Raw genomic sequence first — 18,156 nt, 5'->3', positions numbered from 1 at the left:
ACTTCCAGTTTACTTAAAGTCAACAAAGCGATCTCTAAATCTAACATGCAGCGAGGAACCTATCAAAAATAAGACGATTACGACTGCCCAGAAATAAAGCGTATATTCCCAATTCACTATTAGGTACCATGATTCCCCCAATAACGAAGCTCGATACCCTTCAACAATATAATATAGAGGATTTAGCTTCATGATATTAACGATTACTGGATGATCTTTAGCATCTAATACCCAAAGGATTGGTGTTAAATAAAACAAGACTTTCATTAAAGACAGTATTATATTGTGAACATCACGAATAATGGTTGATAAGGTGGAAGAAATTAATCCAAATGAAAATAACAGAGCCACTGTCGCAACAATATAGTAAGGCAGTTGTATGATGTAAAACGTCGGGAGATAACCCGTAAACGCTAAAAGTATGATGATGATACCAAGCAGCATGAGATGTTGATACAACTTAGCAAAAATAACATAAGAAGGAATAACACTCATTGGAAAACTCATCTTGGACACCATATTCATCCGGGAATAGACAGATTTAGACGTCTGGGTTATTGTCGGATTCACAAAGAACCAAACAACGATCCCTGCCATCAGCCATGGAAGGAACTCCTCGCCACGATTAACCATTATAAACCCGAATACAAACCAATAAATCGAAATTTGAATCATCGGATTGATGATTTCCCACAGGATTCCTAGGTAGTTACTGCTGTTAGCGCTTTTCATCTCGTAAGCAGACAAACGTCTTATCAAATAAAAATTGTTGATTTGTTCTTTTAAAACGGTCAAAGCTGAACTCATATATTACACAGACCTTCCTAAAAACACTTTTTCTACGACACGACGCGAAGCATGGCCATCCTCGAGCGCACAAAACTTCTCATGAAATTGATTAGATCCTACAACATTTCCAAACTCCATAGCCTTGATGCTATCAATGACCTCATCAGACGTTTTTACTAACGAACCTGGTGCCATCGCTTCAAAATCAAAGTAAAACCCGCGAAGCCTGTCCCTGTAATTTTCAATATCATATACATAGAACAACATCGGACGCTTTAAATTTGCGTAATCAAAGAAAACTGATGAATAATCAGTTATTAATAAATCTGAAATAAGATACAAATGATTGATATCTTCATAGCTGGATAAATTGTAGACAAAACCTTGATACGCCGATACATCCAAGTTCTCAGAAATTAAATAATGAAGACGGAGCAAAATAACATACTCATCCCCTAATTCCTGTTTCATTTGATCCAAGTCCAGTTTTATTTCAAACTTATATTTTCCCTTGCTATAAAACTCATCGTCTCTCCACGTAGGGGCATATAAAATAACCTTTTTCTCTAATGGTATACCCAACTTCCGTTTCAATGAGTCGATTGTATCACGATTATTCCCATTGTACAGTAAATCATTACGCGGATAACCCGTTTCCAGTATTTTAGAAGGTTCAACTTGAAAGGCACGAGCAAAAATCTCACTTGAATAAGCATTCGGAGAAATTAAATAATCCCATTTACTTGATTCGGCATGGAAATTTTCTTTATAACTTTCCGTTGTCGTTCCAGGCATATGAACTTCCTTCATATCTGACGCAAGTTTCTTCAATGGAGTTCCATGCCACGTTTGCAAATAAACCGTGTGATTCGGCTTTGGAATCCAAAGCGGTAACCTGCTGTTCGTTACCCAGTAACGAGCGCGTGTCATTTTAAGTAGCCAACTAAGTGAAAAACGTTTGAGATAAGGAATACCTGCCTCATCAAATTGTGCGGTATACCTTTTATCTACACTCCAATACATTTTATATTCAGAATGGTGACACTGCAAGTATTCATATATTGCACGAGGATTACAACTGTATTGCTTCCCTAAAAAACTTTCAAAAATAACAAGCTTTTTATCGACTGGAAGCAATTTTCCAGCAATACCAAAAGCGATTTTATAGGCGCTTGTGAGCAATACTTTCCCATTTGTTACTATTGATGCCATATGATTCCCCTTTCAAAAAAGAACCGACTGTTAAACAGCCGATATATTCACAATCCTCATTCGATACCACTTTCTTAACAGGAATCGTCTTCTTTAGAAACACTTCATCCACAACACGTTTAGCGGATTGACCGCATTCTAAGTAACAAAACTTCTGATAAAATTCTTCGAATCGTTCACTCAACTGGAATTGTTTTCTTTCGATATTTTTAACCTCTTCAATAAGTTCTTCTGTCGCTTTGGTCAAAAGACCCGGTGCCTTCTCTTTAAAATCAAAATAAAAGCCCCTTAAGTTATCACGATAGTCTTCTATATCATACGTAAAGAAAATCATCGGCCTTCTTAAGTTCGCATAATCGAAGAATACGGAAGAATAATCTGTTACTAGTATATCCGATATCAAATACAGTTCCCGAATGTCTTCTAAGTGGGAGAAATCATAGGCAAAGCCTTCAAATTCAGTAAGATCCATATTTTGGGCCACTAAATAATGCATTCTCATGATGACAATATAGGAGTCACCAAGTTCTTCCTGCATTCTTGCTAAGTCCAGCTCCAAATTAAACTTATACTTCCCTTTCCTGTAAAACTGATTGTCTCTCCAGGTCGGTGCATACAGAATAAGCTTCTTATCAAGAGGAAGATTGAATTTGTTTTTAAGCTCATTTATCGTTTCTTCATTATTTGAGTTTTGCAGGAAATCATTACGCGGATAACCTGACTCAATCATCTTCCGATCAAATTGAAACGCCCGCTCAAAAATCTCCGTTGAAAAAGCGTTTGGCGAAACTAGATAATCCCACTTGCTTGCTTCTCTCAAGAAATTCCTTTTATATTTGTTTGTATTCGTTCCAGGCTTATGCACTTCATCCATGTCCATCGCAAGGCGTTTTAGAGGCGTGCCATGCCATGTTTGTACATATATCGTGTGTTTTGGCTTTGGAATCCACAGCGGGAAGCGGACATTGTTTATCCAGTACTTCGCCCTCGTCATGATCAACAGCCATCGGATGGAAAACCGTCTAACATACTCAACGTCTTTTTGAGCAAAATAATTCATAGAGGCGCGGTCGACACTCCACACTAATTTATAATCTGGATAATGTTCTTTCATGTATTCATATATGGCCCTTGGGCTGTCACTATACTGCTTGCCATGATAACTTTCGAATACTGCCAATTTTTTATTGGCTGGAATAATCAAGCTTATAATTGCAAAAGCTGACTTATACCATTTTCTAAGTCGCTTGCTTCTGCGGGTTTTCACCCATCTTTTTCTTAAGCCTTTAACAACCTCTGTTTTGAAGTTGTAACGTGAGACTGAAAGAGACAAGTATTTCGAAATTTTTGTGGCTTTAACTTTCACTTGTACCCTTTTTTGTTTCACCTTCAGAATGCTTTTGCTAGGAAGGTTTTCAAGTGAACTGCATTTCATTCTCAAACTGGTAAGTTGCTCCTGAGAACCATTGATTTGGTAATCAAGAACTATATAAAACATAAAGTACTTTGATTGATCGAAGTCAATCTCACCCAAGAGATTAATTTCACCTTTGAAACCGATATTCTTTGGCAAATTGCTACCAGCATACTTTTCTACCAAATCATCGCGGTCTACACTCTTGATTGGGACAATCCGCTCATCTTCTGTTAAGTTATTTCTAACGAGCAAGTTCACCTGACCGAACTTGAACCCTTCTAATTGAAATAAGGGTGGATAGTTAAAATAACCAGAGAATTGGAGCATGCCATCCTTTTGTAAATTCAGTTCATCGAACATGGAAAAAAGTTTATAGTCATTAGCATAAAAAGAAAGATTACCTTTTTTTGTTGCAAATGGATAGATCATTTTCCCCTGGTCTTCCTGAACAATGGTATGAAAGTTTAGTTGGCGGTCTCGAGTAGTGATTCTAGACTTAATTTCTGTGTTATCTTCTATCTTTCTTAAGATATGTAGATCCCACATTTCATCATCGATAAATCTATTTATATTTGTGCAAAACGGAAATGTAATCTCAAACAAATAATAAACATCTGTTTGATTTTTTTTCATAAAATTCAAGTTAACGATATCATCTTCGTTATACCTATTTGTTAAAACAAAAGAGTACTCATCTATTCCTTCTAAAAAACTCTGCTTAATGGCAACTTCAATGTAGTAAACTCCATTATCTAAGCTCACATTCATCGTCTTTCTATTCTTAAATACATAATTATCCATATGGAAGAAACTTCTCCTCCCAATTGCAAACCAAAACTAAGTATTATTATTATAGGATTTCACTATCATAAATTCAAATTGATATTATTTTCAGATAAGTAATAAAAAAGCTTTTCTATATTATAATCCAAACAAACACAGTTGCATCAAGTTCGTCTTAACAAACCCAATAGAAATTCTAGAATAGTTTTTGCGAAAATTGTAATATTATTTCCAAGAAACAACAAAAGATATTATATTTTAAACAATATTGTAAAATTTTTGTGGTTCATTTGTAATTCTTTTTTGTTATAATTGTTAAGACTTCTAAACTTATCATTTACAAATAAGTCTTTTCACTAGGTATACCGCATCGATCCTAAAGAGTAAATATATAAATATATGTATACAGGAGGAATAAATATGAAGAAAGTAATCACTTATGGAACCTTTGATTTGCTTCATTGGGGCCATATCAATCTATTAAAACGTGCCAAGGACCTTGGAGATTATCTAATCGTTGCTATTTCAACGGATGAATTTAATGCTTTAAAAGATAAAAAAGCTTATCATAGCTTTGAAAACAGGAAAATGATTCTTGAATCAATCCGATACGTGGACGAAGTCATCCCCGAAGACAATTGGGCACAAAAAAGAGAAGATATCGTTCGTGAAGGTGTAGATATTTTTGTCATGGGAGATGACTGGAAAGGTCAATTCGATGAACTAACTGAAGTTTGTGACGTCGTCTACCTGCCAAGAACAATCGGCATCTCTACTTCTCAAATTAAAGATGACCTTTTAAAAGTTACAAATGGCTAAAGAATTTGCGATAGGGATTTATCTATTTTGTTTTAAAGCCCTATTCTCTATCTTTAAACTTTTTCCATTAACTGATAAAACAACCTTTGTCACATCCTTCGGAGACAATTGCCAGTACATTGCAGAAGAAATGGACAAGCAGGATATTTCTGTTCAAAAAGTATTTTTAATGAAATCGAGCAATCATATACAAGTGAAGGACGATGGAAAAACCATCGTCCTTCCGTTTGAAACGAAAAATATCATCGCCATGATTCGGTCGATTTATCACCTGGCTACATCAAAATGGATTATCATTGATAATTATTTTGGTTTTCTTTCAACCGTTACATTTAAAAAGACAGTGACTTGTGTCCAAGTATGGCATGCAGCCGGTGCCATTAAGCAATTCGGGTCAAAGGATCCTTCGATTCAAAGTCGTTCTGCTGGAGCAAGAAAAAGATTTTTAGAGGTATATCAAAAATTTGATTATGTCACAACAGGTTCCGAGAAAATGGCAGAAATTTTTCAGGAAAGTTTTCAATTACCGAAATCCCATATTCTTAGGACCGGGATTCCTCGGACTGATTTCTTCTTTAATGATGAATCTAAAAAAACTTCACGTAGAGCGTTGTTAGCCATGTTTCCTGAGCTCGAGTATAAAAAAATCATATTATATGCTCCTACATTTCGAAATGATGGCTTAAAGACCGGGGAAATTGCACTCGATTTAGAATTAATCTACAAAGAACTGCAAAGCGAAAATTACGCGTTATTGCTGAAACTGCATCCGGCTGTAAAAGCTGAACATGATTTACAACATAAATTTCCCGGATTCGTATATCCAGTCAATAGTGATTTTCATGTGAACCAACTGCTAATTAGTACGGATCTTTTAATAACGGATTACTCTTCGATTCCATTTGAATTTTCTTATTTAGAAAAACCAATGATTTTCTTTGCTTATGACTTAGAAAAGTATGAGAAAGAGCGCGGATTTTGGGAGGATTATTCCTCTTCCATGCCCGGACCGGTCGTATCTACCAATGAAGAGCTCATTGAAAAAATCCGGAACGCTGATTATTCTATAGAAAAAATTGAGCCTTTTAAGCAAAAGTGGAATCAATACTCGACTGGAAATTCAAGTGAAAAGTTAGTAGATTTTCTTTTTCACAATTCAAAATAAGAAAATCATTAGAGAAATTCTGATTTTCGATAAAAATAGAGCTGTGTAATTCATAAATTCAACCACTCCCTAACACACGGAGTGGTTTTTTATGTAAATAAACCATCGACAATCAGTTCAAATAAACAAACATTTAAAATAGGAATGAAATTTATGGTTGTAGCAAATTCTATAGAAGAAAATAATTCTGCCAGTTTCAATCTGGTATAAAATCCAAATTTCAGAATCCACCGCCATTTGGTATGTCGCTTCTTCCAATAAACGAAAAAAAGGATACCGTCCAGGAACCCTTTTTTCGTTTTTATTTATAATGTAGAACTTCATATACGCACAATTCTTCATTATCTGCAAAATGTGAAAAAAGACTCATAAAATAGAAAATATTGTAGATTACAATACTCAAATCCCACCAGTATAAACCAGTAAAATACTACTATCTTCCCCTTGTAACAAAAATGTAATATAATTTTTACCATTTCATTTGATAGAATAGGGAAAAAGACATATTTGAGGTGGAAAACCGTGAAAAAGAGTGTTGTCGCATTTTCGACATTAGCTATTCTATCATCGACGTTTGTTTCTCCTGCCCTTGCCAGTACCTATACAGTTAAAAGCGGCGATACCTTAAGCAAGATCGCTCAAAAACATAATACTACGGTGAAAGACTTAAAACTTCTTAATAACTTAAAAACAGACCTATTGAAGATTAATCAAAAATTAATTACACCCAACTCCAAAACAACTACAACCACAACAGCAAAGCCTGCTTCAGTTTCCGTAGAAAAAACAAAGAAAACCACTTATACCATTGTTTCTGGTGATACTTTAACTAGAATAGCAAACAAACATAACCTTACACTTGCTGAGTTAAAGAAGTTAAATAACCTAAAATCCGATAGAATTTATGCCGGTGCTAAACTTATCGTATCTAGTTCCACTACTACAACTACTATTGATTTACCTAGCAGTTCCAAACCATCAAATGTTACATCGCCCCCAAAACTTTCGGGTACATACGTTGTGGTAAAAGGTGACACACTTTCAAAAATTTCCAAAAAGACTAACTTAACTGTCGCTGAACTTAAATCAATAAACTCGTTAAAGTCCGATTTAATCAGAATAGGCCAGAAACTAAAACTAGTTAAATCAGCCAATACAGACTCTACAGATCAAAGCAATGAAAAAGTAGATGTACCACATTCCGGTAATAAGGTAGACACACTCGTTTCTGAAGCAAAAAAATTAATTGGTTCCCCTTATTCGTGGGCTGGCGCTTCCCCCTCAGGTTTCGACTGTAGCGGATTTATTTACTATACGTTTAAAAAAGCTGGTTATAAAGTTTCGAGGCTTTCCTCTTCCACTTATTATGATATGGGAAAAAAAGTTACTTCACCAAAGTCTGGTGATCTTATCTTTTTTGCAACTGGTTCGAATAGAGCAGTCGTTAGTCATATGGGTATTTACCTAGGAGATGGACAGTTCATTCATGCCTCCTCAAGTAAGGGAATAGAAATCAATACCGTTTCAAACTCTTACTTCAAAAGTAGAATCATTGGTTATAGAAGTTTATAGTGTTTTTTACCAGACTCCATTTTAAGAGTCTGGTAATTTTATGCAAAAATATGTATTTTCTATATTAATCTATGGTTATTATTATCTCGAAATGGGGCACAGCATGTTAATATTTCGTATATTTTTATTTTCTTTCGTCATCCTCTGCGGGTCTTTATCACTTTTCACAGAATCTACTTTTGCACAATCATCGATTGTAAATCCGAATCAAACATACTCTACCGCTAAGATGCTAAACGATATTAAGAAGCTCGAACAAGCTTATCCCGGTTTCATCAAAAAAGAAGTTATTGGAAAATCTGAATACGGGCGGAATATATATGCTGTTTCTCTTGGAAAAGGGGATTCTACTGTTTTCATTAATGGATCTCACCATGCCCGTGAATGGATTACTACCAATCTCACGATGAATATGATAGACAAATATGCAGCTGCCTATAAAAGCGGCACCAAAATCAACGGCTATGATGTCAAAAAGCTCCTCAATAATACAACCATTTGGTTTATACCAATGGTCAATCCGGATGGAGTAACCTTGCAACAATTTGGTCTGAAATACTTCCCTGCAAAAGACCATTCAAAAATCATTAAAATGAATAATGGCAGCAAAAACTTTAAACGTTGGAAAGCCAATGCAAAGGGAGTAGATTTAAACAGACAATATAATGCAAATTGGAAGAATCTCGAAAGCCCTAAAGCACCCTCATATAAAAATTACAAGGGCGCTAAAGTGGCGACAGCGTCCGAAACTAAAGCCGTACTTTCATTTGTTGAAAAAATCGATCCAGAAATGACGATTTCCTACCATTCAAGCGGGCAAATTATTTTCTGGAAGTATCAGCAAACAGGGAACCGCTATACTCAGGATTATAAGTATGCCAGTAAATTAAATAAAATAACCGGTTACAGCCTTGTTAAACCAAGATCGACCGGAGGCGGTTTCGGTGATTGGTTTAGCAAAGTAGAAAAGAAACCAGCCTTCACCATTGAAGTTTCTCCAGCTGTTGGGGAAACTAATGTACCTCTTAAAAATTATTCTAAAATTTGGAGTCAAAACGCAAGCATTGGTCTATATACAGCACAAGAAGGCTACAAGCTATTTGATACTCGCAATACTGAAGCCAGTGATAAAGTAACGAAGAATATTAAAACGTATAATAATACAGCGGCTAAGTTGAAAAACTATTACTCTCAAAACAAATTGACGGTTACGAGCGCCCATAAGGCACTGTATGACAAAACGGTTAAAGAGATAAAAAAACAAGAGAAAGCAATTGCCAAGCTTCCTGCGAAATATCGGACAAAACCAAATGCTTCATTAAAAACGACCAAAATCTATCGTGATAACTCCCTAGCCTACATGAATGGAATTAAGGCAGGAGACGATCTCGTCTCAGCTAACAAGAAGCTTACCGGTTATTTAATTGCAGGAACTTTAAACGATACAACGCTTACTCTCTATAATAACTTGATAAATCAGATAACAATAGTTGAAAGTAAAATCAAGAAAATGTACAGTAAAGATGTCCAAAAAATTGCCACAGGCAAATATGTCACCCCAGCTAATACTAGCAAGAAAAACATTGGCTATGACTTAGCCAGATATGAACTATTATTAATAATGGAAAATGATTTAAATAATGGAAATTACGATGAAGTTAAAGCTAATATTTCAAATTATGAAAAATTATTTTCTACTTACTCTTACAAAAACACAGAGATTCAATTGTCGAACATGCTGCAAGCCATTAAAGATAAACTTCTTCAACTAGAACCAGAAGAGCCTGAACAGCCTGAACCACCAATTGAAGAACCAGGAGATTCAGATACAGCTCCTGAAGCTATAGAGGGCGACTCAGCCGCCCACTAATATTCCACTAACAGGAAATCGAAGGAATCTTGTTACTAGGACTCCTTCGATTTTTTGAATGGAAATAGGTAAAAATACACTGTAAGTACAAAAAGAAACTATTCTATTCTTAACAAAAAACAGGTATAGTTAAACATACCAACTAGGTACTTTTTCATACTTTTCCATTTTAGTGGAATGGTTCAGGGAGGAATTAATATGAGATCCGAACATAAAAAAAAGAAAAAGAAACGAAAAACGTTTAAAATAATAGGGTTTACCCTTCTTATCCTTTTCATCGGTGGTGGCGCTTATGCGGCCTCTGTTTATCAATCCTTGGCAGGTGCGATTCATACTATGCAGGGTGCGGCGCATAAAACGGACAAACGTGTAGATGATATCAAATTTAAAAGTCAGGACCCTTTTTCACTGCTTATACTTGGAGTAGATGAAAGAAAAAATGACAAAGGCCGTTCAGATACGATGATTGTTATGACCATTAACCCTAAACAAGAATCTATCGAATTATTGAGTTTGCCCCGTGATACACGTACAGAAATAATCGGTAAAGGTACGAATGATAAAATGAACCATGCCTATGCATATGGTGGCGTGAATATGTCGATAAACACAGTGGAGGCCTATTTAGATATTCCGATTGATTATTACGTCAAAATGAATATGGAAGGCTTTCAGGATATTGTAAATGCTGTGGGTGGCGTCACAGTAGATAATGATATGGACCTTGCCTATAAAGGATATAGCTTTAAAAAAGGCACTATAGACTTGGATGGTAAAGAGGCTTTAATTTATTCCCGAATCCGTAAAGAAGATCCTCGCGGTGATTATGGTCGCCAAATGAGGCAGCGTCAAGTTATACAAGCCGTCATGAAAAAAGGATCAAGCCTGTCCACACTTACCAATTATGACGATATATTTGAAGCCCTTGGTAAGAACGTTGAAACCAATTTAAGTTTCAATGAAATGTTAAGTATTCAAAAAAACTACAAATCTTCACTTAAAAATATTGAACAATATACACTTGAAGGTGACAATCAGAAATTCGATGGAGTTTGGTATAACATTGTTTCCGAGGAAACAAAACTTGAAGCCCAAAACCGTGTGAAAACACATCTTGGATTATAAAGAAAGAGGATGGCTATTATTAGTCATCCTCTTTTTCTGATATCAAAAAATGCTTTAAATCAAGGTTTACTTTATTAATCAATCGTTTGATTAAAATAATCGGAACGGATAACTTGGTCACTCATATCCACTTCTTTTTGGTCTTCCGGTAAAAACTCTTCTACTCTCCCCTTTCCATTTATTTTCATTTGGGCACCATAATCCCCTTTTAATATCAGAGCTTCTCCCTCTTCACCATTAAGCATGTTCTCTCCAAAGAAAGAAGAGCTTTGAATGCCAAGCAAATCATATAATGTTGGTAAAATATCGACTTGCCCGGCCACCTTATCAATCGTACGCCCTTGAATATCCTCCTGATAAATAATCACTGGAATGGGCATATACTTTTCAATCCATTCTTCATCGCTAATTTTAATTCCGTAGTACCCTTCAACTTCATGTTTATCTTTTACAAATAGGCCATCATGATCTCCGTAAATAACAATCACGCTGTCCTTCAATTTTTCATTTTCCTTCAAATTCTTTACAAATTCCTCTATGGCCGAGTCTGTATAATGTAACGCTTCATAATATTTCGTAAGGTAGCTTCCCTCTTTTCCTACTTCAGGTTTCAATGTTATCTGATCCGCTGGTAGCGAAAACGGGACATGACTCGTCAATGTCACGAAAAAAGCGTAATAGGGATTTTGTTTATCTTTTAAATAATCATAGCCTTGTTTAAAAAAACTACGATCGCTCAAGCCCATCGATATAATCTCATCCTGCTGCATATCCTCAATGGAGATATAGTCATCAAAACCTAGAGCAGGATATGCATGCTGCCGGTTCCAAAAGTTTTCTTCATCACCATGGAAAGCATAGCTTTGGTAATCTATCTTCTTTAATTCTTTAGCAAGACTCGGAAAATCGTTGTAAGGAAATCGGAAAAAGGTCGCCCCTTGCTTTAAAGGATATAACCCAGTATTCACAATCAACTCACCGTCTGATGAGTTTCCAAATACCGTCTGTGGATATACATGTGGGAAGAATAAACCGTCTTTTGCTAGTTTATTCATAAATGGCGTGACTTCTTGTCCTGAACTCTTTTGGAATAATGGAAAGGCCTGTAATGATTCTACTTGGATGATGATGACATTCTTACCTGCTAATGAGCCAGAATATGTACTATCCTGCTTGTTCTTTTTATCGAAGTAATTAGAAACGGTTCTCTTTTCTTCTGGAGACATTTCATTCTTTCCTGAATCAACAAAGAAGGCATACGTATCCAATACATGATGACCAATTGGACCCCAACTTCGCAAAAAGGTATTCGCCTCATAACGTCGAGTTATATCCACCTGATCGATAAAAATATTTTTTATTGGCTTCAGCCCCGCTATCATCAGAAATAATACAGCCGGTACAAGTGCCATAGCTTTGAGCGGGTATATTTTCTTTGCAAATGATTCAGCAATCGGAACGCCCACTAGTAGAAAGACAGCGTCCTTCACTTCCACCATACTGAGTATGCTTTCACCAAGCCCATTTAGATTGCTTTTTTGCATCCACATATAGGAATTGATAGGTGTTGAATAGTAACGGTAAAACCATATATCACCAAGAAAAAAGGCCATAATTATAAGAAGAAAAACTGTAAAAATAGTACCCTTTATGAATCTTTTCGTTATCCATTCTTTAAGATAGACCAAAAATCCAGCGACACCGAGAATAATCGTAAATATACCGATAGAAAGATTATTATCCATCATTTCATTCGTATAAATAAAAAGTATGGCCACGATGGATATAGATAAGACCTCCAATAATCTCTCCTTCAATCGCCGGTTGTTATGCTTCATGCTACCGCCACTTTCCTCTTCATTATTTCCAAGCTCTTTAAGAAGCCTGCTTGCATAAGATTACTTATAGATATTACTTATCGTTACCATTTATGAGAAAATACACACATGATATAGTTAGAATATTTTGAAATTAAATCTTGATTTTCAATTTATGGAAAAGTAAGTAACCCATCTTCTTTACCATTTAATTATCGTACTATAGTAAAGATTGATGGAAATCAAAGTAAAATAAATATCCTATTTTTTTCTTGACTCCAATAAATAGCTCCTAGTCCGATAATTAATACACTCATAAAATAATAATGACTTCATTTCTCATACACAAAAAGCCCTCATCACAGATGAGGGCTTTTCAACTTCACTATTTAGAAATTGGTGGGTATACTTTCCAACTTGTCAAATCGGGATTTTTCTTTGTTACTAGTTCACCCGGAAAAATAAACGTCCATGGCTTGCTTGTATTCGCCTTCACTTCAAAGTCTTCAAGAGAAAATCCACCTTGGCAAACCTGGTCTCCATCTGCATCCTCTACAATCAATGGTAGTTTTTCAATTTTAATCTGTTTATCACTGCCATTACGAACCAAAACGGTGACTGCTAATTGATTATTTTCTTTCAAAGTAGCTTCTAGTCCCATAAAATTAACTTCACCTTGATTGATCTTTGGCAGTCCGGTAACAAGCCGCTGTAAATTCTCTCGTTGAGCTTCGGAAAGCTGTTCTATCCAGATCGGTGCCAAATCCAATGCATGCTCCATAGATTCCTGATTCTTTAGTTCAAATGCTATCTTCCAACCTTTGTCTGGTATCGACTCCACTAGAATATCTTCCTCTTCAAACATAAAGCTCCACGGCATACATGAAAGGGCTGGTATTTCTCCCATTTCCGTCAAATCGAAGGACTTCTTCGCCAGAACTTGTCCATTTTCATCCAGCAACAATAAATCCACTAATTCAAAGCTTACAGCCTTATCTAATGTATTACGAATAAAAGCCATAATTATTACATCTTCTTCAAACCTTGATAACCGAACTTCTGAGATAGAAATTTGATTCGGTTTTAACAAAGACAACTGTTGATGATGAAACTGAAGTACATATCTTTCCTGTTTGGAAAAATCCGCTTCCTCATGAAAAACCAAGGAAGTATTAATTGCAGCATCAACAGTTGATACGGAATCTTCCATTGTTACCTTGTTACTCTGCAATGCTTCTTTTATCTTCTCACCTCTTCCAAATAGGCCCATTACTTCTCATCCTCCTTTTCTTCAAGTTCTTCCTCTTCATCATCCAATTGGTTTTTATAAAATTCCATAAAGTTTGTACTGGTGCCTGACTCAATTTCGACTAATAGCTGTTCAAATTGATCAAGTGCTTCTTTTTCAAACAACATATAAGGGTCCTGTTGACCGTAGGCATTTAAACCAATGCCTTCCTTCACTCTATTCATTTCACCTACATGGCTTATCCAGTTCATATCTATTTGTTGTAGCATAAAGGCGCGAAGCTGGCTTACCCAATCAACATTGTCCTGAAATGTTAAGATCATGGGTTTTATCTCGTCAAATGCAGCCAGTGCTTTAGCTTTCACTTTAGACCCATCTAAATTTTGCACGTCAATTTCCTGCCAATCTAATGCAAAAAATACAAGGGAGAGCTCTTCAATAAAAGCCTTTAAATTTGGTTGTTCCATATATTCAGGATAATATTTCAAAACGAGTTGACGGATGTATTTCTCAATATATTCAAAAATAATGGTGAACATTTGGTCAGGATTGAGATTCAAGATTCTATCTCTCATCGAATAAATAATTTTACTTTGCTCATTTAATGCATGTTCTAATTTCAATAAGTGGTTACGGCTTGATTGATACATATGCTGAATCGTTTCCTGCACCTTTTTTACAAATTTTTCTGGAGCGGGACCTACCACCATACCATTTACATCCGTTTTGACTTTCTTCATATATCGTTCAATTTCTTCTTCATCATAGTAATCAAACAATTCATCTTCCAGGGAAATGATAAATTGTGTAGAGCCTGGGTCCCCTTGTCGTCCGGACCGTCCACGGAGCTGCATATCAATCCGATTGCTTTCGTGACGCTCCGTTCCGATAATATGAAGACCACCTAATTCCTTAACTTCTTCATCAAGTAAAATATCCGTTCCTCTTCCAGCCATGTTCGTAGCAAGCATAACTTGATTTTTTTTCCCGGCGTTGGCGATAATTCCTGCTTCGCCTTCTTCCGTTTTTGCATTAAGGATCTGATGTTGAATTCTTTCCCTCTCTAAATGAACGGACAGTGCTTCCGATTTTTCAATGGAAGTCGTACCTATTAGAATTGGCCTTCCTTCTCCATGAATTCGTTTTACTTCCGAAACAATTTTATTGATTTTACTTATTTCATCTTTAAAAATTAAATCCGGTTCATCACAACGCTGAATAGGCTTATTCGTTGGAATTTCAATAACAGGCAGCTGATATGTTTCCCAAAATTCTGACTTTGAAGGCATAGCACTTCCAGTCATCCCTGAAAGCGAGTTATATAAACGGAAATAATTTTGGATGGTAATTGTAGCCTGTGTTTCGTTCTCTTCGGAAATTTCCAAGCCTTCTTTTGCTTCAATTGCCTGCTGAAGCCCTTCACTAAAACTACGTCCTTCCATCACTCTGCCTGTGAATTTATCGATCAAAGAAATCTCTCCATCCTTGACGATATAGTCCACATCTAATTTCATAATGGCATGAGCTTTAAGTGCCTGCGACACATTATGCAATAACTCCTGATGCTCTAAGTCATACAAATTATTGACTCCAAATGCTTTTTCAATCCTGGCCGCACCTTGATCTGTTAAAAAGGTCGCTTTCGATTCGTTAGAAATCTCATAATCTTCATCCTCATTTAATGTCTTCATGATCTGTGCTGTAATATGAAAAAGCTCTGCCCCATCACTTGATTTTCCAGCAATGATTAAAGGCGTTCTTGCTTCATCAATCAAGATGCTATCAATTTCATCGACAATCGCAAATTGGTGGCCCTTTTGCACCTTTTCCTCTTTTCGAAAAACCATATTATCACGCAGGTAATCAAAACCAAATTCCGTTCCCGTTCCATATGTAATATCTGCTGCATAGGCTTCACGCTTTGCTGAAGGCTGCATTTTAGAAATATTCAAGCCAACCGACAAGCCAAGAAATTCATGAACCTGGCCCATTAATTCTTTATCTCTGCATGCCAGATACTCATTCGCCGTGATAATATGAACACCTTTTCCTTCCAATGAGTGTAAATAGCTAGGTAAGGCTGCAACAAGTGTTTTACCCTCACCTGTGTTCATTTGAGCTATGGCTCCCTCATTTAAGACAAAACCTCCTATAAGCTGAACATCATAGTGCCGAAGTCCCAATACACGTCTGGTTGCTTCCCGCACCACAGCAAAGGCATCAACTTGTATATCCATCAAGGTTTTACCAGAAGCAAGGAGACTTTTAAATGTATCCTTCATGCCTCTCAATTCATCATCCGAATATTTTTTATATTTAATCTCTAATTGATTCACATTATCTACAAACTTATAAATTCTTTTTAAGTCTTTAGAACTCTCATTAAATATCTTCTTCATACTAGTTAACATAGGATTTTCTCTCCTATAATATCAATTGTAGATCTAGAGAAATTATATCATATATAGGTATATATTGAACTTTTATCAATAATTACCTATCCATAGCAAATAGCAGTGTGAAAGGATTTTTTCGATTTTTGTAAGACCCTCGTAACAGGAATTTTCGCTGCTTTCTCCCAGGCTGTAATCTGGTTCAAATCTGGATGAAATGCAAATCATGCAGATATAGCCACATATAAGATTAAACCCTTCCTGATATTAAGGAAGAGTTTTTTTATGGATTTCAACAAATAATAGAAAGACTTACACCAAATGGAGGATTACATATGAATAAGACAACTAAAAAATTCATTCATAAACCTAGACGACCTTATCAATTTGGACTACTCGTTCTCTTCTGCCTTATTGGCTTAGCATCTCCTATTCATGCAGAAGCGCAAAACACTCCGAAAAATGTCATTTTGTTAATTGGTGATGGCATGGGGTTGGGTGCAATAGACATTGCCAGGCAATTTGAATATGGAAAAACAGGAATTTTACATTTGGAAAAGTTAGAGCATGTCGCACTGATGCGTACCTATTCCGCTAATAATTTTGTCACTGACTCGGCTGCTGGGGGTTCAGCGATTGCCACAGGTGTCAAAACCAACAATGAATCAATCGGTGTAGATTCAAATGGTTCTGAAGTAGACAGTATACTGGATGCCTTTCAAATGAGCGGAAAAAAAGTCGGGATTATCTCAACCAATATGGTTGTCGATGCCACCCCTGCTGCTTTTGGTGCCAGTGTATCAAACCGCTGGACAGGTGGCGCACATATCGCGAGACAACTCTTTGATAATCGTATCGATGTTATTCTTGGCGGTGGAGCCAGTTATTTCGGAGCGGATAAGCAAAATGGTGTAGATTTAGTCGCTAAATTTAAAGAAGCTGGCTATAGGGTTACGGCTAATAAGCAAGAACTTGATTCGGTTCAAAAATCAGAAAAACTTCTGGGACTGTTTCACCCTACTTATATGAATTTCAAGCTTGATAAAGAAGAATTTCATTCACAGGAGCCATCACTACCCGAAATGACAACCAAAGCAATCGAAATTTTGTCTAAGGGTGATAATGGATTCTTTTTAATGACTGAAGGTGCACGAATTGACCATACGGAGCATGCTGCGGATATCACTGGGATATGGAAGGAAACAATCGAATTTGATCAGACTGTAAAACAGGTTGTAGACTGGGCTAAGAACAGAAATGATACCCTTATTGTAGTGCTTGCAGACCATGAAACAATGGGTACCTCTGCTTCTGAAACAATGGATATCAGTGCATTGAAAAGGATCAACGTTTCTTCTGAATATATGTCCAAGCAACTTACTTTCGATAAAAATAATGAAATCAATCCCGAAAGTGTCGTTTCCGTATTTAAAAAGTATGCTCATATATCTCTTACCAATAAAGAGGTCCATCAATTCATTGATAACGTAAGAAAGAATAGAACCCTTGTCTATCCACAGCATCAAATAGATTGGGAAATCGGAAGCACAATTGCCAACTATTATAAAGCAGGAGTAGCTGACCGCAGCGTACGAGCAGCCAGTACAACAGGAGGACATACCGCCAATATGATTCCTGTTTTTGCAACGGGCCCAGGCAGTGAATACTTTGATGGAGTCATTGATAATACAGATATATCGCAAATCATCACAAAAGCCGCCCGTGTACCATTTACACCTGGCCAGCATCATACAAAAGAGGAATGAATTTATTCATCCCTCTGTTCAGATATTCTACTGTGTCAAAAGATAGATTTTTTCGGAGTTCAAGGGATATTCTGCGGATAAATATTTCTGCTTTGCCTATCGTAACATTAGATCCTGTTTATATCGTGTTAAGAACCTTGTCCAGATTTTTTCCAGACCTTAAATTGAATGTTTCGACC

The 18,156-nt window shown here is 36.3% G+C and carries 11 protein-coding genes and 1 pseudogene; 6 read left to right on the top strand and 6 right to left on the bottom strand.

Translation table 11 applies throughout. The annotated features are described in order from the left end of the window. Nucleotides 1-9: 9 nt before the first annotated feature. From AKG34_RS23430 to AKG34_RS29500, 3 genes and pseudogenes are all read right to left on the bottom strand, one after another. Nucleotides 10-807 (bottom strand): ABC transporter permease, encoded by a 798-nt coding sequence (locus AKG34_RS23430; RefSeq protein WP_053348543.1) that lies wholly within the window; start codon nt 805-807, stop codon nt 10-12. 3 nt (nt 808-810) lie between these two features. Next, a pseudogene (locus tag AKG34_RS23425) lies at nt 811-1,971 on the bottom strand (CDP-glycerol glycerophosphotransferase family protein); the annotation flags it as partial. Next, a complete protein-coding gene (locus AKG34_RS29500; protein ID WP_152952399.1) occupies nt 1,952-4,219 on the bottom strand; it encodes a CDP-glycerol glycerophosphotransferase family protein in 2,268 nt (755 codons plus the stop codon). The pseudogene AKG34_RS23425 and the gene AKG34_RS29500, both read right to left, overlap by 20 nt. A gap of 402 nt (nt 4,220-4,621) precedes the next feature. Between AKG34_RS29500 and tagD the strand changes: the two genes are divergently transcribed. From tagD to AKG34_RS23395, 5 genes are all read left to right on the top strand, one after another. After that, the gene (tagD, locus tag AKG34_RS23415; RefSeq protein ID WP_053348541.1) at nt 4,622-5,020 is read left to right on the top strand and encodes a glycerol-3-phosphate cytidylyltransferase; all 399 of its coding nucleotides are present in this window, start codon (nt 4,622-4,624) and stop codon (nt 5,018-5,020) included. Then, the gene (locus tag AKG34_RS23410; RefSeq protein WP_053348540.1) at nt 5,013-6,185 is read left to right on the top strand and encodes a CDP-glycerol glycerophosphotransferase family protein; all 1,173 of its coding nucleotides are present in this window, start codon (nt 5,013-5,015) and stop codon (nt 6,183-6,185) included. Before tagD ends, AKG34_RS23410 begins: the two co-directional genes overlap by 8 nt. A 522-nt stretch (nt 6,186-6,707) precedes the next feature. Continuing rightward, nucleotides 6,708-7,757 carry a C40 family peptidase gene (locus tag AKG34_RS23405; protein WP_053348539.1) on the top strand — a complete coding sequence of 350 codons (1,050 nt, stop codon included), beginning with the start codon at nt 6,708-6,710 and terminating at the stop codon, nt 7,755-7,757. Nucleotides 7,758-7,860: 103 nt separating this feature from the next. Continuing rightward, entirely contained in the window at nt 7,861-9,627 is a 1,767-nt protein-coding gene (locus tag AKG34_RS23400) for a M14 family zinc carboxypeptidase (protein ID WP_053348538.1), read from the top strand. Between the two features lie 198 nt (nt 9,628-9,825). Continuing rightward, on the top strand, nt 9,826-10,752 hold the full coding sequence (locus AKG34_RS23395; protein ID WP_053348537.1) for an LCP family glycopolymer transferase: 927 nt from the start codon (nt 9,826-9,828) through the stop codon (nt 10,750-10,752). Between the two features lie 74 nt (nt 10,753-10,826). Here AKG34_RS23395 and AKG34_RS23390 read toward each other — a convergent pair whose 3' ends face one another. The 3 genes from AKG34_RS23390 to secA2 all read right to left on the bottom strand — a co-directional run bounded on the left by AKG34_RS23390 (nt 10,827) and on the right by secA2 (nt 16,229). After that, complete coding sequence (locus tag AKG34_RS23390) at nt 10,827-12,590, bottom strand: LTA synthase family protein (RefSeq protein ID WP_083450948.1); 1,764 nt, start codon at nt 12,588-12,590, stop codon at nt 10,827-10,829. Nucleotides 12,591-12,954: 364 nt separating this feature from the next. Then, nucleotides 12,955-13,839, bottom strand: a complete 885-nt coding sequence (locus AKG34_RS23385) for an accessory Sec system S-layer assembly protein (protein WP_053348535.1) — start codon at nt 13,837-13,839, stop codon at nt 12,955-12,957. After that, nucleotides 13,839-16,229 (bottom strand): accessory Sec system translocase SecA2, encoded by a 2,391-nt coding sequence (secA2, locus tag AKG34_RS23380; protein ID WP_053348534.1) that lies wholly within the window; start codon nt 16,227-16,229, stop codon nt 13,839-13,841. The genes AKG34_RS23385 and secA2 overlap by 1 nt, the downstream gene beginning before the upstream one ends. A 317-nt stretch (nt 16,230-16,546) precedes the next feature. On the opposite strand from secA2, the gene AKG34_RS23375 reads away from it, so the two are divergent. Then, nucleotides 16,547-17,977, top strand: coding sequence for an alkaline phosphatase (locus tag AKG34_RS23375; RefSeq protein ID WP_053348533.1), 1,431 nt, complete (start codon nt 16,547-16,549; stop codon nt 17,975-17,977). Nucleotides 17,978-18,156: the final 179 nt, after the last annotated feature.

This window comes from Peribacillus butanolivorans, from assembly GCF_001273755.1.
Taxonomy (GTDB): Bacteria; Bacillota; Bacilli; order Bacillales; family DSM-1321; genus Peribacillus; species Peribacillus butanolivorans.
Note: the sequence above shows the minus strand (reverse complement) of the source record. Positions and strands in the feature narration are given on the sequence as shown.

Bases quoted from the DNA above. Each gene is read 5' to 3' on its own strand.
- tagD (WP_053348541.1), top strand. From the start codon at position 4,622: ATGAAGAAAGTAATCACTTATGGAACCTTTGATTTGCTTCATTGGGGC.
- AKG34_RS23410 (WP_053348540.1), top strand. From the start codon at position 5,013: ATGGCTAAAGAATTTGCGATAGGGATTTATCTATTTTGTTTTAAAGCC.
- AKG34_RS23395 (WP_053348537.1), top strand. From the start codon at position 9,826: ATGAGATCCGAACATAAAAAAAAGAAAAAGAAACGAAAAACGTTTAAA.
- AKG34_RS23390 (WP_083450948.1), bottom strand. From the start codon at position 12,590: ATGAAGCATAACAACCGGCGATTGAAGGAGAGATTATTGGAGGTCTTA.
- AKG34_RS23385 (WP_053348535.1), bottom strand. From the start codon at position 13,839: ATGGGCCTATTTGGAAGAGGTGAGAAGATAAAAGAAGCATTGCAGAGT.
- AKG34_RS23430 (WP_053348543.1), bottom strand. From the start codon at position 807: ATGAGTTCAGCTTTGACCGTTTTAAAAGAACAAATCAACAATTTTTAT.
- AKG34_RS29500 (WP_152952399.1), bottom strand. From the start codon at position 4,219: ATGGATAATTATGTATTTAAGAATAGAAAGACGATGAATGTGAGCTTA.
- AKG34_RS23400 (WP_053348538.1), top strand. From the start codon at position 7,861: ATGTTAATATTTCGTATATTTTTATTTTCTTTCGTCATCCTCTGCGGG.
- secA2 (WP_053348534.1), bottom strand. From the start codon at position 16,229: ATGTTAACTAGTATGAAGAAGATATTTAATGAGAGTTCTAAAGACTTA.
- AKG34_RS23375 (WP_053348533.1), top strand. From the start codon at position 16,547: ATGAATAAGACAACTAAAAAATTCATTCATAAACCTAGACGACCTTAT.